Origin of the sequence: Halomonas sp. M4R1S46 (genome assembly GCF_025725685.1) — a bacterium.
Lineage (GTDB): Bacteria > Pseudomonadota > Gammaproteobacteria > Pseudomonadales > Halomonadaceae > Halomonas.
Genome location: NZ_CP107008.1, coordinates 1,766,287 through 1,788,739 on the forward strand (window position 1 = coordinate 1,766,287; position 22,453 = coordinate 1,788,739).

At 68.4% G+C, this 22,453-nt stretch carries 15 protein-coding genes; 10 read left to right on the forward strand and 5 right to left on the reverse strand.

The annotated features are described in order from the left end of the window. Positions 1 to 223: 223 nt before the first annotated feature. From OCT48_RS08410 to OCT48_RS08435, 6 genes are all read left to right on the forward strand, one after another. Complete coding sequence (locus OCT48_RS08410) at positions 224 to 2,134, forward strand: TolC family outer membrane protein (RefSeq protein WP_263592243.1); 1,911 nt, start codon at positions 224 to 226, stop codon at positions 2,132 to 2,134. Between the two features lie 55 nt (positions 2,135 to 2,189). Further along, the gene (locus tag OCT48_RS08415) at positions 2,190 to 4,361 is read left to right on the forward strand and encodes a type I secretion system permease/ATPase (RefSeq protein ID WP_263592244.1); all 2,172 of its coding nucleotides are present in this window, start codon (positions 2,190 to 2,192) and stop codon (positions 4,359 to 4,361) included. Next, positions 4,358 to 5,785, forward strand: a complete 1,428-nt coding sequence (locus tag OCT48_RS08420) for an HlyD family type I secretion periplasmic adaptor subunit (RefSeq protein WP_263592245.1) — start codon at positions 4,358 to 4,360, stop codon at positions 5,783 to 5,785. The genes OCT48_RS08415 and OCT48_RS08420 overlap by 4 nt, the downstream gene beginning before the upstream one ends. Next, a complete protein-coding gene (locus OCT48_RS08425; RefSeq protein ID WP_263592246.1) occupies positions 5,785 to 6,396 on the forward strand; it encodes a response regulator transcription factor in 612 nt (203 codons plus the stop codon). The genes OCT48_RS08420 and OCT48_RS08425 overlap by 1 nt, the downstream gene beginning before the upstream one ends. 171 nt (positions 6,397 to 6,567) lie before the next feature. Beyond that, complete coding sequence (locus tag OCT48_RS08430; RefSeq protein ID WP_263592247.1) at positions 6,568 to 10,329, forward strand: retention module-containing protein; 3,762 nt, start codon at positions 6,568 to 6,570, stop codon at positions 10,327 to 10,329. 104 nt (positions 10,330 to 10,433) lie between these two features. Then, a complete protein-coding gene (locus OCT48_RS08435) occupies positions 10,434 to 10,772 on the forward strand; it encodes a tryptophan synthase subunit beta like protein (RefSeq protein WP_263592248.1) in 339 nt (112 codons plus the stop codon). Between the two features lie 62 nt (positions 10,773 to 10,834). Here the strand turns inward: OCT48_RS08435 and OCT48_RS08440 are convergent, their stop codons facing one another. The 5 genes from OCT48_RS08440 to OCT48_RS08460 all read right to left on the reverse strand — a co-directional run bounded on the left by OCT48_RS08440 (position 10,835) and on the right by OCT48_RS08460 (position 16,850). Continuing rightward, positions 10,835 to 12,751: an EAL domain-containing protein gene (locus OCT48_RS08440; protein WP_263592249.1), complete on the reverse strand. Its 1,917-nt coding sequence runs from the start codon at positions 12,749 to 12,751 to the stop codon at positions 10,835 to 10,837. A 4-nt stretch (positions 12,752 to 12,755) separates the two neighbouring features. Beyond that, entirely contained in the window at positions 12,756 to 13,472 is a 717-nt protein-coding gene (locus OCT48_RS08445) for a transglutaminase-like cysteine peptidase (RefSeq protein WP_263592250.1), read from the reverse strand. Between the two features lie 75 nt (positions 13,473 to 13,547). Continuing rightward, positions 13,548 to 14,711: a cation diffusion facilitator family transporter gene (locus tag OCT48_RS08450; protein WP_263592251.1), complete on the reverse strand. Its 1,164-nt coding sequence runs from the start codon at positions 14,709 to 14,711 to the stop codon at positions 13,548 to 13,550. A gap of 4 nt (positions 14,712 to 14,715) precedes the next feature. After that, a complete protein-coding gene (locus tag OCT48_RS08455) occupies positions 14,716 to 15,903 on the reverse strand; it encodes a 1-acyl-sn-glycerol-3-phosphate acyltransferase (RefSeq protein WP_412031030.1) in 1,188 nt (395 codons plus the stop codon). Further along, on the reverse strand, positions 15,900 to 16,850 hold the full coding sequence (locus OCT48_RS08460; protein ID WP_263592253.1) for a recombination-associated protein RdgC: 951 nt from the start codon (positions 16,848 to 16,850) through the stop codon (positions 15,900 to 15,902). The genes OCT48_RS08455 and OCT48_RS08460 overlap by 4 nt, the downstream gene beginning before the upstream one ends. Before the next feature lie 153 nt (positions 16,851 to 17,003). Between OCT48_RS08460 and OCT48_RS08465 the strand changes: the two genes are divergently transcribed. The 4 genes from OCT48_RS08465 (at position 17,004) to pheA (ending at position 22,452) form a co-directional block, all read left to right on the forward strand. Next, positions 17,004 to 17,426 carry an acyl-CoA thioesterase gene (locus tag OCT48_RS08465; protein ID WP_263592254.1) on the forward strand — a complete coding sequence of 141 codons (423 nt, stop codon included), beginning with the start codon at positions 17,004 to 17,006 and terminating at the stop codon, positions 17,424 to 17,426. 109 nt (positions 17,427 to 17,535) lie between these two features. Then, positions 17,536 to 20,205, forward strand: a complete 2,670-nt coding sequence (gene gyrA, locus OCT48_RS08470; RefSeq protein ID WP_263592255.1) for a DNA gyrase subunit A — start codon at positions 17,536 to 17,538, stop codon at positions 20,203 to 20,205. Positions 20,206 to 20,253: 48 nt separating this feature from the next. Continuing rightward, positions 20,254 to 21,357: a 3-phosphoserine/phosphohydroxythreonine transaminase gene (gene serC / locus OCT48_RS08475; RefSeq protein ID WP_263592256.1), complete on the forward strand. Its 1,104-nt coding sequence runs from the start codon at positions 20,254 to 20,256 to the stop codon at positions 21,355 to 21,357. Positions 21,358 to 21,360: 3 nt separating this feature from the next. After that, a complete protein-coding gene (gene pheA / locus OCT48_RS08480; protein ID WP_263592257.1) occupies positions 21,361 to 22,452 on the forward strand; it encodes a prephenate dehydratase in 1,092 nt (363 codons plus the stop codon). Position 22,453: the final 1 nt, after the last annotated feature.

The window sequence follows — 22,453 nt, forward strand, 5'->3', positions numbered from 1 at the left end:
GCGGGCCGGCTGCCAAGTCTGACAAAGCTTGTTAATGTGTGTAACAGTATGTTGTATATAATGCTGGAAGATGGGATTTCTCGTGCTGGGGCATGATGGGCCGGCGCTGCAGGACATGAGGCATCCCCACAGAAAGGCAGGAGGCAGGTAGGCGCCGGTGGTATCGGCAGGCGTGCGCTCCCCATGCCTCCGCCCCATTACGCACAACGAGAAGGGATCTGCCATGACACGCGCGCATACGCAGCCGTCATCGACCAGGATCGGGAAGCGCCTCGCCAGGGGCGTGGCCGCCGGTGCCACCCTGGCCTTGTTGCCCCTCGCCTCGGCCGTGGCGCAATCGTTGCCCGCCGGGTTGATGTCGCCGGGGTCCACCGACCTCCAGCAGGTGGTGCAACAGGCCATTAGCTCCAACCCGGAGGTCCAGGCCGCCTGGCGGGCCTTCCAGGCCTCGGGGCATGATGCGCGTGCGGCCTGGGGCAACTACCTGCCCAGTGTCGACGTCAACGCCGGGGTGGGCATCGAGGACCGCGAGAACGATGGGCGGGGCAGCTACGACACCGATTACGCCGAGCTGGCCTTGACCCAGATGCTCTATGACGGCTTTGCCACCCGCAGCGAGGTCGAGCGCCTCGACCGGGCGGAACTGGTGCGCTACTACGAGCTGCTCGGCGCCAGCGAGGGGGTGGCCCTGGAGGCCGCCCGAGCCTATCTCGATGTGCAGCGTTACCGTGAGCTGGTGCGGCTCGCCCAGGACAACTATCGCAAGCACCTGGAGGTCTTCAACCAGATCGAGCAGCGGGTGGCGTCCGGGGCCGGTCGCCGGGTCGACCTGGAACAGGTCAGCGGTCGCCTGGCCCTGGCCGAATCCAACCTGATGACCGAGGCGTCCAACCTGCATGACGTGACCGCTCGTTACCAGCGCATCGTCGGCGATCTCCCGGCGGCGAGCCTGGCGCCGGCACCGCGCTTCGATGACCAGCTACCCGCCGATGTCTCCCAGGCCCTCGACCTGGCCTTCCAGGGCAACCCGGAATTTCACGCCGCCATCGAGAACATCGCCGCATCCCGGGCGCAGCGGCGCGGTAGCGGGGCCGACTTCCATCCCCGGCTCGACCTGGTGGGGCGAACCGGCACCTACCAGGACGGCGACAGCACCAGCCTGCTGACGCCGGACGAGCGGCAGGACCGCCACAGCATCGAGTTGGTGGCCAGCATGAACCTGTACCGTGGTGGCAGCGACCTGGCGGAGTTCCGTGCCGCCAGCGACCGGGTCGAGCAGGCCATCCACCTGCGCGAGAAGGCCTGCGTGGACGTGCGCCAGACCACCCAGATCGCCTACAACGATACCCGGCGGCTGCGCGAGCAGCTGGCCTACCTCGATCAGCATCGCCAGTCCACCGACCGGGTGCGCGGGGCCTACCAGCAGCAGTTCGATATCGGCCAGCGTAGCCTGCTCGATGTGCTCGACACCGAGAACGAGTTCTTCGAGGCCAGCCGTGCCCACGTCAATGCCCGGTATGACGTGGCCTTGGCCGATGCCCGCACCCTGGCCGCGATGGGCCAACTGATGCAGGTGCTGGAGGTGCGCCGCGACGACCTGCCCAGTCTGTCGGAGCTCGGCAGCGAGGGCGTCCGTCTCGACCCCGAGACGGTCTGCCCGGCGCCGGGACCCAGCGGCTATACCCTGGCGGACTTCACCGACGGCATCACCCCGGCCCCGACCCGGGCCCCGGACGTGACCCTCTCCGCCGATGCCCTGTTCGAGGTCAACAGCGCCGAGCTGAGTCTCGAGGCTCGCGAGGAGCTGCGCTCGCTGGCCGAGCGGATTCGCGCGCGCAACGACCTGGTGCGCGTGTATATCGCCGGCCATGCCGATGCCACGGGAACCGATGCCATCAACGAGCCGCTGTCGCGGCGGCGGGCCGAGAGCGTGGGGGAGTATCTGGTGGCCCAGGGCGTCTCGGCCGGCCTGATCGAGACCGAAGGGTTCGGGTCGCGTCGTCCGGTGGCCAGCAATGACAGCGTGGCGGGACGGCGTCAGAACCGCCGGGTGGAGGTCACCCTGGAGCGGGGCGGGGAAAATCTCGACCTGAGCCAGCACGCGCCCGGCCTTCAGGGTCGGGTCGCGGGATGATGCCTGACCGGGAGCCGTCGGCTCCCGACGCCCGCGACCGAATGCAGAGGTGTCCGTGACACAACAGGAAGCCCTGGGAGAGGGCGCCGGCGCCAGTTCGGCGGTGCGTGACGAACTGCTGGCGTGCCTGCAGACCCTCGCCCTCGTCCATGACCATGACGCCAGCGCGGAAGCGCTGACCGCCGGCCTGCCGCTGGAGGCCGGGCGGCTCACCCCGGGGGTCTTCCCCCGGGCGGCGGCCCGTGCCGGCATGTCGGCGCGGATCGTCAAGTCCCGCCTGGTGCAGTTGAACCCGGCCCTGTTCCCGGCCGTGTTGCTGCTCGAGCCCGGGCGGGCCTGTGTGCTGGTGGCCCTCGACCTGACGTCCCGCCGCGCCCGGGTGATCTTTCCCGAGCTCGGCGAGGCCGAGACCGAGGTCGATCTCGACGGCCTGCTGAGCAGCTACAGCGGCCAGGCCATCTACGTGCGTCCGCGCTTTCGCTTCGATGCGCGAGGCCCGGAGGTCCGGCGCCAGTCGTCACGGCACTGGTTCTGGGGCGTGATCCGCGAGAACCGCCGGCTGTATCGCGACGTGATCGCCGGCTCCGTGGTGATCAACCTGTTCGCGGTCGCCATGCCGCTGTTCGTGCTCAACGTCTACGACCGGGTGGTGCCCAACCATGCCACCGAGACGCTCTGGGTGCTCGCGGCGGGCATCTTCGTGGTGCTGGGCTTCGACCTGGCCCTGCGCCTGATGCGCAATGCCTTCGTCGACCTGGCGGCGAGCCGGGCCGACGTCAAGCTGTCCTCGGCGATCATGTCCCGGGTGCTGGGGCTGCGCATGGCGGCTCGGCCCGCCTCCACCGGCTCCTTCGCGGCGACGCTGCAGTCCTTCGAGTCGGTGCGCGCCTTCATCGGCTCCGCCACGGTGGTCGGGCTGGTCGACCTGCCCTTCGTGCTGCTGTTCGCCGGCATCATCGCGTTGATCGGACCGCCGCTGGTGATCCCGGTGCTGGTCGGCATCGCCTTCGTGCTGCTCTATGCCCTGGCGGCCCAGGGCAAGCTGCACGAGCTGTCCGAGACCACCTGGCGGGCGAGTGCCCAGCGCAATGCCACCCTGGTGGAGTCGATCTCCCAGCTCGAGGCCGTCAAGGCCCTGCGCGGCGAGAGCCGCATCCAGGGCACCTGGGAGCGGGCCTCGGCCTTTCTCTCGCGCACCACGGCCCAACTGAGGCTGGTGAGTTCCTCGGTGTCCAGTGTGGCGCTGTGGGCCCAGCACAGCGTGGCGGTCGCGGTGATCCTCATCGGGGTCTACCTGATCATCGACGGCCAGCTGACCCAGGGCGGCCTGATCGCCGCCTACCTGCTCTCCTCCCGGGCCATGGCGCCGGTGAGCCAGGCGGCGGCGCTCCTGGCGCAGTATCACCAGTCCGCCACGGCCCTGCAGTCCCTGGAGGGCGTGATGCAGCTGCCGGTCGAGCGGCCGGACGGACAGCGCTTCATCGATCGCCCGGTGGTCCGGGGCGATATCCGCTTCGACAAGGTGACCTTCCGCTACCCCGGCGAGGAGCAGGATGCCCTGCGGGACGTGTCGTTGAGCATCGCGCCGGGCGAAAAGGTGGCGCTGCTGGGACGCGTCGGCTGCGGCAAGACCACCGTCAACAAGCTCGTGCTGGGCCTGTATGCGCCCTCCTCCGGGGCGGTGAGACTCGATGACGTGGACATTCGCCAGTTCGACCCCATCCAGCTGCGGCGCCATATCGGCTATGTGCCCCAGGACGTGAGCCTGTTCCATGGCAGCCTGCGGGACAATATCGCCGCCGGCGGGGGCAGCGATGGCGTCGAGGACGAGGCGCTGCTGCGTGCCATCGAGCTCGGCGGTCTCGAAGACCTGGTGAATGGCCATCCCCAGGGCGTCGAGCTGAACGTCGGCGAGCGGGGGCAGCGGCTCTCGGGCGGGCAGCGCCAGGCCGTGGCCATCGCCCGGGCCCTGGTCCACGATCCCCAGGTGCTGCTGCTCGACGAGCCGTCGAGCGCCATGGACCACTCCACCGAGGAGGCGTTCAAGGCCAGGCTCAAGCGCTATGCCCAGGGCAAGACCATGGTGGTCGTGACCCACCGCACCTCGTTGCTGTCGCTGGTCGATCGGATCGTCGTCATCGACGCCGGCAAGGTCGTGGCCGACGGGCCCCGGGACAAGGTGGTGGAGGCCCTGCGCAAGGGCCAGGTCGGGAGGGCCGGCGGATGACCTCCTCGCGTCGCGGTGCCGAGCAGCAGGGGTTCGAGGCCATCGGTCGGTTCTCCGAGGCCGGCGGTCGTCCCTTCCGTCCCTTCATCGATCGTCTCTTCGCCCGTCGCGTGACGGCGGCGCATCTCGACCGCGACTGGGCGAGCGACGCCGACTGGGCGCGGCTACAGCAGGATCCGCTGCGGGCCAGGGCCTTCCTCTACGTGGTGTTGCTGGCGGTGGCGGCCCTCATCGCCTGGTCGGCCTTCGCCGCAATCGACGAGGTGACCCGCGGGACCGGACGGGTGATCCCCTCGAGCCAGCTGCAGAGGGTGCAGTCCTTCGATGGCGGGGTGGTTCAGGAGATCCTGGTCGAGGAGGGCGACCGGGTGGTGGCGGGGCAGCTGCTGATGCGCATCGACCCGACGCGCTTCCTGGCCACCTTCCGGGAGAACCGGGCCAGGGCCCAGGCCCTGGAGGTCCGCGCCGAGCGCCTGAGGGCGCTGGTCACGGCGTCCGACTTCACGCCCTCCGCCTCCCTGCGCGAGGAGGCGCCCGCGCTCGTGACGCGGGAGCGGGAGCTCTACGAGAGCAGTCTGGAGGCGTTGGCGGAGCAGAAGAGCATCCTCGAGGAACGCCTGGCGCAGCGGCGTGCCGAACTCGACGAGGCCCGATCGCGACGGGACACCGCCGCGCGGGAGCTGGGCATGGCCAGCCAGGAGCTGAACCTGACCCGGCCGCTGCTGGAGACCGGAGCGGTCTCCGAGGTCGAGGTGTTGCGGCTGCAGCGCGAGGTCTCCAAGGCCAGCGGCGAGCGGAACCAGGCGGCGGCCCAGGTGGAGCGCCTGCAGGCCGCCATCGAGGAAGCCCAGGCGCAACTGCGCGAGGTGACCCTGGAGACCCGCAACGAATGGCGCAATGAACTTTCCCGGACGCTCGGCGACCTGTCGGCACTGGATGAGTCCAGCACCGGCCTCGAGGACCGGGTGCGGTTGGCCGAGATTCGCTCGCCCGTCGACGGGGTCGTGCAGCGCCTGGGGATCACCACCCTCGGGGGGGTGGTGCAGCCGGGCCAGGAGGTGGTCGATATCGTGCCCACCGACGATGCCCTGCTGGTGGAGGCGCGCATCGCCCCCCAGGACATAGCCTTCCTGCGCCCGGGACAGCCGGCGACCATCAAGCTCACCGCCTACGATTTCGCCATCTACGGGGGGCTCGAGGCCGAGCTCGACCACATCAGTGCCGACACCATCACCGACGACGAGGGCAATACCTTCTATCTGGTTCGGGTCCGCACCCGGGAGAGCGGCAACGCGCACGAGGCGCTGGACGTCATCCCCGGGATGACCGCCCAGGTGGATATCCTCACCGGCAAGCGCACCGTGATGCAGTACCTCCTCAAGCCGGTCCTGCGGACCTGGGACAATGCCATGGGAGAGCGATGATGGCGCAGTTGTTCGTGTGTCGGGGGCACGACGAGGTGCCGCGCTGGCGCGAGGCCTTCGCCGAGGCTCGGCTGGTCGGGCCCGAGCAGGCGCGGGCCCAGGCCGTCGCCGGGGACCGGGTCTGGGTGACCAGCGACCTGGACCAGTGGTCGGGGCTCGTGACCACCCTCAGCCAACGTGGTGCCATCCTCAGCGTGCTGAGCTATGCGCCGAACTCCCTCGAGGCCTTCCAGGCGCTGGGGGCCGGCGCCCGGGGCTACGCCCATGCCCTCTCGCCCCCCGAGCTGTTGCGCCAGGTGGAGACGGTGGTGACTCACCAGGGTATCTGGGTCTGGCCGGAGTTGCTCGCCCGGTTGGTGGGGGGCGCCTTCCGCAGCCTGGGCGGCGAGGCCATGCTGCAGGAGGAGACCCTGGCGTGCCTGACCGAGCGCGAGCGGGCGGTGGCCCTGGCCGTGGCCGAGGGGCTGAGCAACAAGGCCGTGGCCAGGCGCCTGGCCATCACCGAGCGAACGGTCAAGGCGCATCTGGGGGCCGTGTTCCGCAAGCTTGGCGTGCGCGACCGCATTCAGCTGGTTCTCAAGCTCTCCCGCCAGGAGCAGGATGCGCTCTGATCGTCGCCTCCCCGGTGCGGCTCGGCCGGGTGACGGCCTGCTCTCTGTTACATCTTGTCACCCTGTCCATCGGTCCAATACCGATGCATGTCGCCGTCCCCTAACTTGAAGGTATGAGGGCCGAGTAGTATCGCCTTGCGTCTCGGCTGGTGTTTATCAGGGGAGCATGACATGACCATCGCAACCGTTGTTTCCATCACCGGTCAGGCCTGGGCGCGGGACGCCGCCGGCCAGCTACGTGAACTCGACGTCGGCGACAGCCTGCAGGAGGGCGAGACTCTCGTCACCTCGGACAATGGTCGGGTGATGCTCGACTTCGGCGACCATCTCGAGCCGACGGCGATCGGGGAAGGCCGGGAGGTCGTCATGACGCCCGAGCTCACTGCCGATGCGCCGGTCGAGGCGGCGGATGCCAGCGCCCAGGATGCGGACCTCGAGGCCCTGCTGACGGCCATCGATGAAGGGCAGGGGGACCTGCTCGAGGATCTGGACGCGACCGCTGCCGGGGCCGGTGCCGGCGGTGGCAGCGATGGGGGGCACAGTTTCGTGCGCCTGGCGCGGATCAGCGAGAGCGTCGATTCGCTGGCCTTCGACTTCGCTGCCACTGCGCTGGACGGGCCCGACGCGGTCCGGCTCGAGGGCGGTGCCGTGGCGGCGGAAGAATCCGATGATGAGCCGGTGGTGGGCGCCGAGGACCCCGAGGGCGGCGGCGAGGCGACGGAAGCTCCCGATGATGTGCCGGTGGTGGACCCCGAGGGCGGCGGCGGGGCGGCGGAAGATCCCGATGATGTGCCGACGGTGACCGCCCCCGACCTCGACGCGGACGGCGACGTGGTCTGGGAGTCCGCACTGCCAGAGGGCAGCGGTGGCGGCACCACGACCACCGGCGGCCGCCTGCAGATCGACACCGGCGACGACCAACTGGCGCTGATCGAGGTGCAGGACGCCAATGGCGCCTGGATCGCCATCACCGCCGACGGCACCGCCGTGCAGGGCGCCTACGGCACCTTGACGGTCGACACGGACGGCGGCTGGAGCTACAGCCTCGACGCCAACACCCTGGACCATGCCGGTACCGGCCTGACGGGCGACGCCGACCAGGTGCAGGAGCCGTTCGCGGTGCGGGTCACCGACGACGATGGCGACGTCTCGCCGGAGGCGACCCTGATCCTCGACGTCAACGACGATGGCCCGGGCATCGCAGCCAGCGTGTCCGATGGTGACAGCATCACCCTCAACACCCAGGATGCCGACCTCACCGACACCGACACCGACACCGACACCGACACCGACACCGACACCGACACCGACACCGACACCGACACCGACACCGACACCGACACCGCCACGGCCAGCTTTGCCGCTGCCTTCACGGTGGGCAGTAGCGCCTATGGCGCCGACGGGGCCGGTAGCACCAGCTGGAGCTATGCGCTCGAGTTGGCGGCGGCCGACGGCAGCGACTCGGGGCTGACCAGCGGTGGCGATCCCGTCTATCTCTACCTGGTCGGCGGCGAGGTGATCGGCTCCACGGCCGCGAGCGCCGGAGCGGTGGCCGACGCCAACACCGCCTTCACCCTCGCGGTGGATGGCAATGGCAGCGTGACCCTGACCCAGAGGGCGACGGTCGACCACGACCGCGCCGATACCAGCGACTACGCCAGTGACCAGCAAGGGCTGGGCAGCGGGCTGGTGAACCTGGTAGGCACGGTAACCATCACCGATCGTGAGGGTGACTCGGCCAGCGACAGTGAGACGCTGGATCTGGGCGGCAATATCCTGTTCGATGACGACGGCCCCGGCGTGATTCCGAACGCGGACTATACGGCCCCGGCGCTGACCCTGGACGAGTCGCCGCTGTCGGCGGATGGCATCGCCAGCGTCAGCGGCGACTTCCGCGGCGCCTTCGCCACGACCATCGACCATGGCAACGACGGTGCCGGCGGCGTGGCCTATGGCCTGTCGCTGAGCGGTGCCGACCTGGGTTCCGGACTCTATGCGCTGGGCGCCGACGGGGCGGCCGGCGGCGAGATCCAGCTGGCCATGGACGGGGACGACATCCTCGGCCAGCTCGACGGCACCGAGTACTTCCGCATCGGCGTGGACGACAGCGGCACGCTCACCTTCAGCCAGAGCGCCAACATCTGGCACGGCGCGGGTGAGGCCGCCCATGACGACGCCGAGACCCTGCAGGCCGCGAGCGGGACCCTGCTGCTGACCCAGACGGTCACCGACGCCGATGGTGACAGCGCCTCGGCGACCGTGGACCTGAGCGCCGGAGTCTTCACCATCGAGGACGACGGTCCCAGACCCTTCTTCCCCCAGGCCGCCCATGTCCTGCTGGCGGTCGATGCGCCAGAAGCGACCCAGCAGACCGTGACGCAGTCACTGAACTTCCTGCCGGGCACGGATGGGCTCGGTGATATCGTCTTCGACCTGGCGCTGGTGGATGGCAAGCAGGCCTTCCTCAGCGTGGAGGGCAATCAGCTGTATCTCGCCAACGAGCCGCTTTCCCTCCAGTACACGGACGACACCCACCGCGGCATCCAGGCCGTCACCGACGACGGTGACATCGGCTTCGAGGCCACGATCGATGCCGAGGGCAATGTCACCTACACAGTCTTCTCCGGCTCCATCATGACGGACAGCAAGCTCACCTCGTTGACCGACCTGAGTGGTATCGGGGGCGGCAATGTCGCCTTCAAGGGATTGAACATCGGTACCAAGCAGACGCCGGACCCGGATGGCACGGATGATGTCCTGGTGTCCTCGGACATCCTTCCCCTGGGCGATACCGATCAGGGCACCGTCAACAGTACCAACGCGACCCTCGGGGTTGGCGAGGGGGCCGAGATTTCCGGCGGCGAGATCATGCGCTATGACCTGGTCAGCAATCTCTCGGTCGATGATACCCGGAATGCCGAGTCGTACAGCTTCGATGGCTATCAGGAGACCCTGGCCTTCTCGCAGGGTATCGTCGTCTCCGGTGGCAAGGAGGCGAGCTTCTTCCTGCGGATCTATTCCATGGGGCTGGACGAGTCCGCCACGGGCGCGTCGCAGTCGCTGGTCTCCGGCCCCGGCGGCGAGGGACAGCTGACCCTGACCGCCGACGAGGTCAGGATCCATGACGAGAACGGCATCGAACAGTCGGGGCATGTCACCGCCAACGCCGACGGTTCCGTGCTGGTCGAGGGCCTGCAGGATGGCTGGAGCTTCGAGATCGTCAGCGTCGATGGCAGCCTGGCCCACGAGGCCTTCAATGCCGTCGAGATCGAGGGCGTCGAACTGGCCGATGGCGCTGCCACCGGCCTCAAGCTGGGCAGTTTCAGCTATGGGCAGGAAGCGAGCGTCTCTCCCGTGAGCTTCGAGCTGCCGGTCATCGGCACGGACGCGGATGGTGACAGCCGCGATGGCCAGGTCGCCATCACCGTCTACCCCGACTCGGAGAGCATCGTGGGTGACGGCCAGGGCAATACGCTGTCGGGCACCGGCGGGGATGACAGCCTGTTCGGTCTCGAGGGTGACGATACCCTGATGGGTGGACAAGGCGACGATGTCCTGGCCGGGGGGCTGGGCGCCGATACCTTCGCCTGGCAGTTCGGCGATGGGGGCGATCAAGGCGCGCCGGGAACGCCCGCCATCGATCTCGTCACCGACTTCAACCTGAACGAAGCCGACGAGGGCGATGCGCTCCTGCTGACGGATCTGTTGCAGGACAGCGATGGCGAGTCGGACTTCGCGAACTACCTGCATGCCGTCGACGACGGCCAGGGCAATACGCTGCTGCACGTCAGCACCAGCGGCGCCTTCAGCGACGGCTTCAGTTCGGCGGAGTCGGACCAGGTCATCGCCTTGAATGGCGTCAGCATGGAGGGTGCCGATTCCTCTGCCTTCCTTCAGTCCCTGATCGACAGTGGCCAGCTCGATATCGAGTGAGCAGGCGCCGCATCCGCTGCGCCCGACCAGGTCGGGCGCTGTCTTGTGCGTCGGGGGCGAGGCTGCCTATGATGCCCACACCAGTCCAAGGCGGGGAGCGGCCTATGTACATCGAGCGCGACGCCCAGGGGCGGATACGGCTCGTCAGTCGCGAGCCCACGCCGGAGTGTAGCGAGTACCTGCCGGCGGATTCGCCCGAGCTACTGGCGTTTCTCATGGAGGGGGAGGTCGGCAGGGAAGCGGCTCGCTTCCAGGCGTCGGATCTGGCCTTCGTGCGCGTGCTGGAAGACGTGATCGACCTGCTCATGGATAAGGGGGTGATCCGGTTCACCGAACTGCCCGAGGCCGCCCAGGAGAAGGTGATGGCGCGTCAGTCGCTGCGTCGCCGCTTGAATGGCCTGCAGCTGGTGTCCCCCGGGGCGGACGAGGACGACGTCATCTGACCGCGTGCACGGCCAGGATGCCGCTACCGCCGACCCGTCGGGCCGGCGGTTTGCCTGGTGGATCATAGGGACGACTTGTCGTTCTGACGTACCCCGGGGCCGGTGACGCCGTCGAGCCCCAGCTCGAAGAGCATCATGGTCTCGTCGCGGCGGGTGACGCCCTCGGCGATGGCCAGGATCCCCAGCGAATGGCACAGCGTGGCCATGCCGCGCAGGATGGTCTGTTGCTCGTGGTTGTCCGTCACCCCCCCGACCAGGCTGCTGTCGATCTTCAGGTAGGCCAGGCCCAGGTCCTGGAGGTCGGCGATATGGGTGAATTCGGCGCCGACGTGCTCGAGTCCCAGCTTGCAGCCCAGCGGGCGAAGTTCGCGGCAGAGGGTCCGGAAGCTTGCCAGGTCCTGGATGGCCAGGGTCTCCGGCAGCTCCAGCCAGAGCCTGGCGGCGGCGCTGGGCCGGGCGTGCAGCCGTGAGCGTAGCTCGAGGACGAAGCGCGCATCGCGAATCGATGCGACCGACAGGTTGATGGCCACCGACTGGTCGCGCTGATCGATGTCCTGCAGGGCCGCCTCCACCACCGCCAGGTCCAGCTCCGTCTCGAGGCCCAGACGCGTCACCCAGGGCATGAAGACACCGCCGGCCTGCCACTGCTGGTGTAGCCGCAGGCGCGAGGGGCACTCGTAGTGCAGCAGCTTGCCGTCACTGTCCAGCACCGGGAAGTGCGCCAGGAAGACGCCTTCCTGCATGGCCTGCTTCAGGGCGCTGCGCCACTGCGCATGGTTGGGGAACAGGCTTTGCTGCTTGCCCTCCTCGATGATGATGATGCCGTGCTGGCCCCGGGCCTCGGCGCTGGACAGGGCGCCGTCCAGGCTGGCCAGCAAGGTGCTGCGCCGGTCGCCCTGACAGTAGGGGCTGATGGCGGCGGGCAGGCCGATCATGGCGTCCTTGTCCCGGCCCAGGGACTTGAGACGCTTGACCAGTTCCTGGTGGACGTATTCCGTGTCATCCAGTCCGGGCAGCAGCAGGGCGAAGTCGCTGCCGTTGAGGCGGCCGGTCAGGCCGCTGCCATGCACCTGGGCCAACTGCTCCAGGGTCTCGGTCAAGGCCTTGAGCAGGGCATCGGTGCCGGCATGGCCGAGTTGCTCGTTGATCTGCGTCAGTCGACTGACGCGCACCAGCACCAGGGTGCCACTGGCGCGAAAGTCGTGGCTCTCCAGATGGATCTGCAACTGACTGAGGAAGGCCTCGCGATTCAGCGACCCCGTCACCGCGTCGTGCTGGAGGCGCCGGCGCAGGGTATCGAGCTTCTGGCTCTCGGTGCCGAGCATCTCGCCTACGGTGGAGGCGAGCTGGTTCATGGCCACGACCACATCGCGCAGCTCGCGGGTTCGGGGCACCTTCGAGGTCGTGAAGCGGCGCATGCCGATGTCGCGGGCCTGTTCGACGACCCGGTGCAGCGGCTGGCGGATCGAGCGCACCAGCCACCAGCCGAGCAGCAGGCTGAGGCCGCCGGCGAGCAGGAACCAGCCCGCCAGCTCCAGGGTGCTCTGCCAGAGAGAACGATAGGCGTAGCTGTGCTGGCTCTCCACGCTCAGGGTGGCGAACTGTTGCCAACCATCCTGCACCACGGCCGTGCCGGCGGGCACGTCGAAGTCGATCAGCTCGGTGAACCAGCCCGGCACGTCCTCGATGGCCGCATCGGCCTGACGCTGCTCGATGACCTCGCCGTCGAGGTCGCGCAGCTCGATCCGCCGATAATAGCCCGTGTCGAACTGGGCGGAGACCAGCAGCGCCAGGGTGACGGCATCCTTGGGCATCTGGCTCATGGTCAGCGCCAGGGCATTGGCGTTGTCGGCATTCTTGATGCGAACTTCCTGCTCGATATAGGCGCGGCTCGAGGTCACGCCGATGAACAGGCTGCCGCCGAAGGCCAGCAACAGCAGTCCCACGATGATCAGCCACAGTTGCTTGATGAGCGACATCTCGTTATCTCCCCTGGATGAAACCCTGTAGTCGCATTCGGTCGAGCACGCGCCGCCAGCGCGAGAGCCTGGCAACGGGGTCGGCCCTGGAGCGGCTCGAGCCACCGGCCCACAGGCCGCCGCTGTTGAAGCTGAACAGGGGATCCAGATCGTTGCGATCCCTGGCGGGCGTGATGGAGGGCACGAGGTTGTCCAGGATCAACGGTTCGGCGTCCGGCGTCGCGTAGTAGCCCAGCACCATATGGGCCTGGGTGATCTGGCTGCGTCCGATCCGCGCCCGGACATAGATCATCCGCAGCTGGTCGGTGGGTATGCCGAGCTGCTGCAGGGTGATGTACTTGGCGATGGAGTAGTCCTCGCAGTCCCCCTCGCCGCGGCCCAGGGTTTCCAGGGGCGTGGCCCAGTAGTCTTCCTGCTGCCAGATGAGGCTGTCGTCCAGCCATCGCACGCGGCGGTTGAAGAAGCTGTTGACCTCGCGCAGCTGGCGGTCGAGGTCGGCGCCGTCCAGGCGATCGAGCAGGGCGAACCACTCGTCGAGCACATCGAGCCCCGGCTGGCCGTAGGCGTCTTCCATGCTGCGACGCAGTCGCGTCGCATCGATGCGTGCCTCGACTCGGTCGGGCCGCAGGCCCAGGACGCCGGCGACCGTCAGGCCGCCCATCATCGCCAGGAAGCGGCGGCGCCCGGGCGATGCAGGAGCGGGGGACGAGCGGTCGGCCATGCGGTCTCGCGGATTAATGAGCTTTTGCTCAATCTTAGGTCGCAGGAGTCGCTAATGCGAACGTGTGAGCTCGATTCAGCCGCGACCGGGCCCCTGCCACAGGCGCAGTCGACCCACCCAGGGGAGGTCGCCGACCCGGCGACGCAGCGTGTCGGCGGCCTGGTCGAGGCTGGCATGCTCCGGCAGGCAGTCGACGTAGAGCGAGACGTCGATACGGTCGTCCAGGTAATGCAGATCCAGGTCGACCCGCTGGTGCCAGATGGCCAGGTCGTGCCAGGCCGCATCCAGCCGTCGCTCCACATCGTCGCGCAGCGGCAGGCCGGGTCTCAGGCTGTGCGCGGTCTCCCCGGCATCATCCTCGGGGTCGATGTGGAAGGTCACGTCGGAGAGGCTCGGAAACGCCTCGCGAAGGCGGCGGGTGACTTCGTTGCCGATCTCGTGGGCCTCGGAGACCGTGACCCGGGGCGGTACCACGATATGCAGGTCGAGGAGCACGTCGCTGCCGAGCTTGCGGGTCCGCAGGTCGTGGACGCCCCTGACCCCGGGCGCCGACTCGGCCGTGTCCTGCAGCGCCGTCCGCTCCGCGAGGGGCAGCGCCGTGTCGATCAGCTCCTGGCTGGACTCCCAGAGCAGCCGTCCGCCCACCTGGCCGACCATGATGCCCACCACGATGGCCGCCACGGCATCCATCCAGCCGATGCCGGCCTGGACCGCCACCAGGCCGACCAGGACCACGAGGGTGGAGAGGGCATCGGAACGCGAATGCCAGGCATTGGCCTCGAGCAGGCGGGAACCGATGCGCCGCGCGACGCGCATCGTGTAGTGGTAGATCCATTCCTTGGCGAGCAGGGCGGCCAGGGCGATGGCGATGGCCCAGCCGCCGGGAGCGGGGGCCGGCTCGCCGCCCAGCAGGCGGCTCAGGCTGGCCCAGGCGATGCCGCCGGCGACGAAGATCAGCACGCTGCCCAGCCAGAGGGTGGCCAGGGTCTCGATACGGCCATGGCCATAGGGATGGTCGCTGTCCGGCGCCTGGCGGCCGAAGTGGGTGGCCGCGATCACGAAGACGTCGGTGACGATGTCGGAGAAGGAGTGGATGCCGTCGGCCACCAGGGCCGCCGAGCCCACCAGCAGGCCGGCGATGAGCTTGGCCATGCCGACCACGAAGTCCACGACGGCGCCGATGAGGGTGACCCTGTGGGCCTCGCGGGTCTGGCGGTGGCCGCGCCCGGTGGCCGGCATCGTCTCAGCCCCGGGCGGCCCGGCTGCGGACCGGGTTGGCATACTGGGCGAGCCACCAGGCGCGCAGTTCCTCGGGCACCTCGGCGAGGCGGGCCTGGAAGCGGGCGCGGTCGGCGTCGGTCACCTCGCCGAGGTCGACCAGCTCCGGTGCGTCGCCCAGGGCCTCCAGGGCCAGGTAGTGACTGGGGAAGAGGTGGTAGCCCGCGAGGACCTGGCGGTCGATCTCCTCGGCCACGGCCTCGGGGGTGTCGAAGTCGGCGGACAGCGGCGTGCCGAAGCGCAGGTGGACTCGCCCCTTGTGGCCGGTGATGCCGGCGACGATGGAGCTGATGTCCTCGAACTCGCTCTTCTCGTAGTTGCCGCGCTCGTGGACCGAGTACAGCTCACGGGCCTTCTGGGTATCGCAGGGGTCGAACTCGTAGCTGATCGACACCGGCACCACGCGCAGTTCGGCGATGGCCTCGCCGATGCCGGCCTGGCGGTCCTGCCCGCGTCGCGCCATGGTCAGCATCTTGACGATCGCCGGGTCCGTGCGGTCGATGCCGTCCTTGGCCCGCCCCTCCCGTTGGGCCATCCAGATCGAGTGATTGTCCTCGGTGATGGAGTGGCGGATATAGGCGGAGAGCTTCTGGTAGGCGGCCAGCATGGCCCGCTTGCCCCGGGCGCTGCGCGGCACGATGAAGCTCTTGTTGAGCCGCATCAGGTCGGTGACATAGGGCTTCTTCAGCAGGTTGTCGCCGATGGCGATGCGCACCGTGTCCCGGCCGGCAAGGTACAGGGCATAGTTGACGAAGGCGGGGTCCAGGGAGATGTCACGGTGGTTGCCGATGAACAGATAGGCCGCTTGCGGGTCCAGGCGCTCCAGGCCGTCGGCCCGGAAGTCGGTGGTGGAGGTGCGGATCATCCGCTCCATGTAGCCGGCGATGCGGCCCTGGAAGGCGCGCACGCTGGTCACCCCGCGCACCTCGCGGCGAATGGCGAAACTGGCCAGCGCCCGCGACAGGCGCGGCAGGATGCGCGCCAGGCGCGGCAGGCGGAAGCGGGTCAGGGCATCCAGCAGTTCCGGGTCGCTGGCGAGTCGCTGCAGCACCTCGGCGACCTCGTCGTCCTGGTAGGGGCGAATCTCCGCCCAGGGATCGTTGTTGTGCATGTCTGGCGTCGTGTTCATGGGCGCGGAGGCGTGCTCGGTCATGCGGGATCGGCAGTCAGGACGGGGTGGGTGTCGCCGGCGGCATTGGCCTCGCCGCCCAGCCAGGCCAGCAGGCGCTCGATGCTCTCGGCCAGGGCCTGGGTCATCAGCAGGAAGTCGGTCTCCAGGCGCAGCAGGGCATCGCCGCCGTCATCGGCCTGGCCGGCCTCGTCGACGAGGGCGTCATCGAAGCGCAGCGACTTCACGGCCAGGTCGTCGTGCAGCACGAAGGCCAGGCGACCCTCGATGCTCAGGGCCAGCTTGCTGGCCTGACGGCCGCTTTCCAGCAGCTGCTGGATCTCGTCGCTGTCCAGGTCCACCTGGCGCGCGCGCAGCACCCCGTCGTCGCCCTTGGCCTTGAGTTCCACCTGGTCGCCGAGCACCAGGTCGGCGGGGCGTGAGCCGGGGTCGCCGAGCCAGGTGGTCATGGCGCGCATCGGCAGGGTCTGGCTGGCCAGCGGCGTCACCTTGAGGCTGCCCAGGGTCTCGCGCAGCAGGTCGAGGAGCTCCTCGGCACGCTTGCGGCTGCTGCTGTTGACGGCGATCAGGGCCCGGCGACTGTCCCACCACAGGTCGACCTTCTGGCTGCGCACGAAGGCCCGGGGGAGGAGCTCCTCGTAGACCTGCTCCTTCAGGGCGAGCTTCTCCTGGCGCCGAAGCTTGCGGCCCTCGGCGGTCTCGAGGGCGTCCACGCGCTCCTCCACTTCCTCGCGCACCACGGCGGCCGGCAGGATCCGCTCCTGGCGCAGGGCCGTCATCAGGCGCTGGCCCTGCAGCTCATGCAGCAGTTGGGTTCCCGCGCGGCCGGCCGGCGGGCACCAGCCGATACGACGCGGTTCACTGCCGCCGAGGGGGCGGAAGGCCTGCTCGCCGAGCGCCTCTTCCAGGGTGGCGGCCGCCAGGTCGGGAGCGCCGTGCAGGCGGTAGAGATGCAAGTGCTTGAACCACATGAAGCATTTCCCGGGTGAAAAGGAGGCACATTATGGCGAATGGGAGCCGGGGGTGCCAGCGGTGAACCGGCCCGGTGGGTAAAACCATCGTTTGAATGTCGGGCGATGGCCTGCCTAGAATCGCAGGATCCCCCAGAACAGGAGTCTAGTCCCATGGCGTCTCGCCTAACCACGGCCTCGCTGCGCGTCCGCGGCTATCACCTCGACGGCTACGGCCACGTCAACAACGCCCGCTACCTGGAGTTCCTCGAGGAAGGGCGTTGGGCCTTCTTCGACGACCGGCCGGCATTGGCCGAGATGGTGCAGCGCCTCGGGGTGGCCTTCGTGGCGGTCAACCTCAACATCGATTATCGCCGTGCGGCGGTGGCCGGCGAGGACCTGGAGGTGGTGACGGGCCTGGCCGAGCTCGGGTCCCGCAGTGCCCGCATGCATCAGGATATCCGCCGGGCCCGGGACGGCAAGCTCGTGGCCAGCGCCGACGTGACCTTCGTGCTGCTGGAGGTGCGCGCCAACAAGGCGGTGGCGATCGAGGGGGAGCTTCGCGAGGCCCTGGCCCCCCTGCTGGTTGCGCAATAGCCCGCTGCTTTGCCCCGCCCGGGGTGATATGATGTGAGGCTGTTATTGCGCGCCATGTCACGGCCACGTGACGCGCCAACCTGTTGCAGTGCAAAGGATTCGACGACCCATGGGTGACATCGCCAGAGAGATTCTGCCAGTCAACATCGAGGACGAGCTCAAGCAGTCGTACCTCGATTACGCGATGAGCGTGATCATCGGCCGTGCGCTGCCCGACGTGCGCGATGGCTTGAAACCGGTGCATCGGCGGGTGCTGTTCGCCATGCACGAGCTCGGCAACGACTGGAACAAGGCCTACAAGAAGTCCGCCCGTGTCGTCGGCGATGTCATCGGTAAGTACCACCCCCACGGCGACAGTGCCGTCTATGACACCATCGTGCGCATGGCCCAGGACTTCTCCATGCGCCACGTGCTGGTCGATGGCCAGGGCAACTTCGGGTCCATCGACGGCGACAACGCCGCCGCCATGCGTTACACCGAGGTACGCATGGCCCGGCTGGCCCACGAGCTGCTCGCCGACCTCGAGAAGGATACCGTCGACTGGGTCGACAACTACGACGGCACCGAGCGGATTCCCGACGTGCTGCCGACCAAGGTGCCGAACCTGCTGATCAACGGCTCCTCGGGGATCGCCGTGGGCATGGCCACCAACATCCCTCCCCACAACATGGTGGAGGTGATCGACGGCTGCCTGGCGCTGATCGACGACTATACGCTCACCGTCGACGACCTGATGGAGCACATCCCCGGACCGGACTTCCCCACGGGGGGCATCATCAACGGCCGTGCCGGCATCCTCGAGGCCTATCGCACCGGCCGCGGGCGCATCTACGTGCGTGCCCGCCACACCATCGAGCATGACGACAAGACCGGCCGCGACCACATCATCGTCACCGAGCTGCCCTACCAGGTGAACAAGGCGCGGCTGATCGAGAAGATCGCCGAACTGGTCAAGGACAAGAAGATCGACGGCATCGCCGAGCTGCGCGACGAGTCGGACAAGGACGGCCTCAGGGTCGTCATCGAGGTCAAGCGCGGCGAGTCCGGCGAGGTGGTGGTCAACAACCTCTTCGCCCAGACCCAACTGCAGAACGTCTTCGGCATCAACATGGTGGCCCTGGACGGCGGCGAGCCGCGCACCCTCAACCTCAAGGAGGTCCTCGAGGCCTTCATCCGCCACCGGCGCGAGGTGGTCACCCGGCGCACCCTGTTCGAGCTCAAGAAGGCCCGCGAACGCGGGCACATCCTCGAGGGCCTGACCGTTGCCATCTCCAACATCGATGAGGTCATCGAGCTGATCAAGGCCTCGCCGTCCGCCGCCGACGCCAAGGAGAAGCTGCTGGCGAGGAGCTGGCCCCCGGGGCAGGTCACCGGCATGCTCGAACGCGCCGGCGCCACCTCCTGCAAGCCCGAGGACCTCGAGGAAGGCTATGGCCTCGACCAGGCGTCCACCCAGTACCGGCTGTCGCCGGCCCAGGCCCAGGCGATTCTCGAACTGCGCCTGCATCGCCTGACCGGGCTGGAGACCGAGAAGCTCCTCGACGAGTACCTGGGGATCCTCAAGAAGATCGCCGAGCTCACCGAGATCCTGGCCTCCGCCGATCGCCTGCTGGAGGTGATTCGCGAGGAGCTCACCGCCGTGCGCGATCAGTTCGGCGAGCCGCGCCGCACCGAGATCCAGGCCAGCCACCTCGACCTGTCCATCGAGGACCTGATCGCCGAGGAGGACATGGTGGTCACGGTATCCCGCTCCGGCTACGCCAAGACTCAGCCGCTCTCCGACTACCAGGCCCAGCGTCGCGGGGGACGCGGCAAGTCGGCGACGGCGATGAAGGACGAGGACGTCATCGAGCACCTGCTGGTGGCTTCCACCCACGACACCGTGCTGCTGTTCTCCAACCGCGGCAAGGTCTACTGGCTCAAGGTCTACGAGATGCCGGCGGCGAGCCGTGGCTCCCGCGGCAAGCCGCTGGTCAACCTGCTGCCGCTGGACGAGGGGGAGGCCATCAACGCCATCCTGCCGGTCCACGACTATGACCCGGACAGCTACATCTTCTTCGCCACCGCCAAGGGGACGGTCAAGCGTACCAGCCTCGACCAGTTCTCCCGGCCCCGCAGCGTGGGGTTGATCGCCATCGACCTGGAGGAGGGCGACCGCCTGGTAGGGGCCGCCATCACCAGCGGGTCGGACCACGCCATGCTGCTGTCGTCCAACGGCAAGGCGATCCGCTTCGAGGAGGGCGACGTGCGGGCCATGGGGCGGACCGCCCGGGGGGTCCGCGGCATGCGCCTGGCGGGCGGCGCCGAGGTGATCAGCCTGATCATCCCCCAGAGCCAGCGGATCGACGCCGAGGACGAGACGGAAGGCGGCGAGGGGGGCGAGGTCGCGAACGGCAACGGCGGCCAGATCTACATCCTCACCGCCAGCGAGAACGGCTACGGCAAGCGCAGCCGCCTCGAGGAGTTCCCGCTGCGGGGCCGGGGCGGTCAGGGGGTCATCGCCATGCAGACCAGTGAGCGCAACGGCGCCCTGGTGGCGGCCATGCAGGTCTACGCCAGCGACGAGATGATGCTGATCACCGACCGCGGCACCCTGGTGCGGACCCGGGTCGACGAGGTCTCCATCTCGTCGCGCAATACCCAGGGCGTCATGCTGATCCGCCTGGGCGAGGCCGAGTCGCTGGTCAAGACGGTGCGCATCGACGAGCCGGTCGGGGAATCGGGGACAGACCCCCATTTCGACGCAGACCCCCATTTCGACGCCGACGACGCCACATAAAGACACCTGAACAGAGGAAATGGGGGGCTGTCCCCCATCACGACGCTGATGACACGCCATTACAACTTCTGTGCCGGGCCCGCCGCGCTGCCGGAGGCGGTGCTGGCCCGGGCCAGGGATGAGCTGCTGGACTATCGGGGGCACGGCCTCTCGGTGATGGAGATGAGCCACCGCTCGCCGGAATACGTGGCCATCGCCGAGCAGGCCGAGCGCGACCTCCGGGAGCTGCTGGCCATTCCCGACAACTATCGGGTGCTGTTCACCCAGGGGGGGGCGACCCTGCAGTTCGCCGCGGTGCCCTACAACCTGCTGGGATTCGGCGGGCGGGCCAACTTCCTGCATACCGGCATCTGGGGCAAGAAGGCCATGGCCGAGGCCCGCCACCTGTTCGGCGACGCCCCGGTCGCGGCCTCCAGCGAGGCCGGTGGCCATGCCGCGGTGCCCCGCCAGGCGGATATCGCCCTGAGCGAGGATGCCGCCTATCTCCACTACACCGCCAACGAGACCATCGGCGGGCTGGAGTTCGATTACATCCCCGAGCCGGTGCGGCCCGACGGACGCGAGGTGCCGCTGGTCTGCGACATGTCCTCCAGCATCCTCGCCGGGCCGTTGGAGGTGTCGCGGTTCGGGGTGATCTACGCCGGCGCCCAGAAGAACATCGGCCCGGCGGGGCTCGTGGTGGTGATCGTCCGCGAGGACCTGCTCGATCGCGCCCGCGCCGACATGCCCAGCCTGCTGGGCTACCGGACGCTGGCCGAGGCCGGTTCCATGGTCAACACCCCGGCCACCTACAGCTGGTACCTGGCCGGCCTGGTCTTCCAGTGGCTCAAGCACGATATCGGCGGCCTGGCGGCGATGGACGCCATCAACCGCCGCAAGGCCGAGAAACTCTACGCCGCCATCGACGGCAGCGAGCTCTACTCGAACCCGATTGCCCGGCGCAATCGCTCGCGGATGAACATCCCCTTCGTGCTGGCCGACGATCGGCTGGACAAGCCCTTCCTGGAGGAGGCCGAGGCCGCCGGCCTGCTCAACCTCAAGGGGCATCGCAGCGTCGGGGGCATGCGGGCGAGCCTCTACAATGCCGTGCCGGAGGCCGCCGTGGAGGCCTTGATCGACTTCATGGCCGATTTCGAACAACGCAGGGGATAACGCATGACCGACACCCCCAAGAGCCTGGATGAACTGCGCAATCGCATCGACCAACTCGACAGCGACATCCTGAGGCTGATCAGCGAGCGGGCGGAATGTGCCCGAGGCGTCGCCGAGATCAAGACGAAAGACGACCCCCAGGCCGTCTTCTACCGCCCCGAGCGCGAGGCCCAGGTCCTGCGCCGTATCATGGAGCTCAACCACGGCCCCCTGGACAGCGAGGAGATGGCCCGGCTGTTTCGCGAGATCATGTCCGCCTGCCTGGCCCTGGAGCAGCCGATCAAGGTCGCCTACCTGGGGCCGGAAGGCACCTTCACCCAGCAGGCGGCCCTCAAGCATTTCGGCGAGAGCGCCGTCAGCCTGCCCATGGCCGCCATCGACGAAGTGTTCCGCGAGGTGGAGGCCGGCGCCGTCAACTACGGCGTGGTGCCGGTGGAGAACTCCACCGAGGGCGTGATCAACCACACCCTGGATTCCTTCATGGACTCCTCCCTGCGCATCTGCGGTGAGGTCGTGCTGCGCATCCATCACCACCTGCTGGTCTCCGACACCACCCGGCGCGACAAGGTCTCGCGGATCTATTCCCACCCGCAGTCCTTCGCCCAGTGTCGCAAGTGGCTGGATGCCCATTACCCGCAGGCCGAGCGGGTGCCGGTGTCGTCCAACGCCGAGGCCGCCCGCCTGGTCAAGACCGAGTGGCACAGCGCCGCCATCGCCGGCGACATGGCCGCCAAGCTGTACGACCTGACGCGTATCGCCGAGAAGATCGAGGACCGCCCGGACAACTCCACCCGCTTCTTGATCATCGGCAACCAGGACGTGCCCATGTCTGGCGAGGACAAGACCTCCATCGTGGTGGCCATGCGCAACCAGCCCGGCGCGCTGCACGACCTGCTCGAGCCCTTCCATCGTCACCAGATCGACCTGACGCGCCTGGAGACGCGGCCGTCACGCAGCGGCGTGTGGAACTACGTCTTCTTCATCGACTTCAAGGGGCACCACGACGAGCCCCGCGTCGCGGCCATGCTCGAGGAAGTGCGCCTGCGGGCCGCGGAGGTCAAGGTCCTGGGCTCCTATCCCCAGGGCGTGCTCTAGG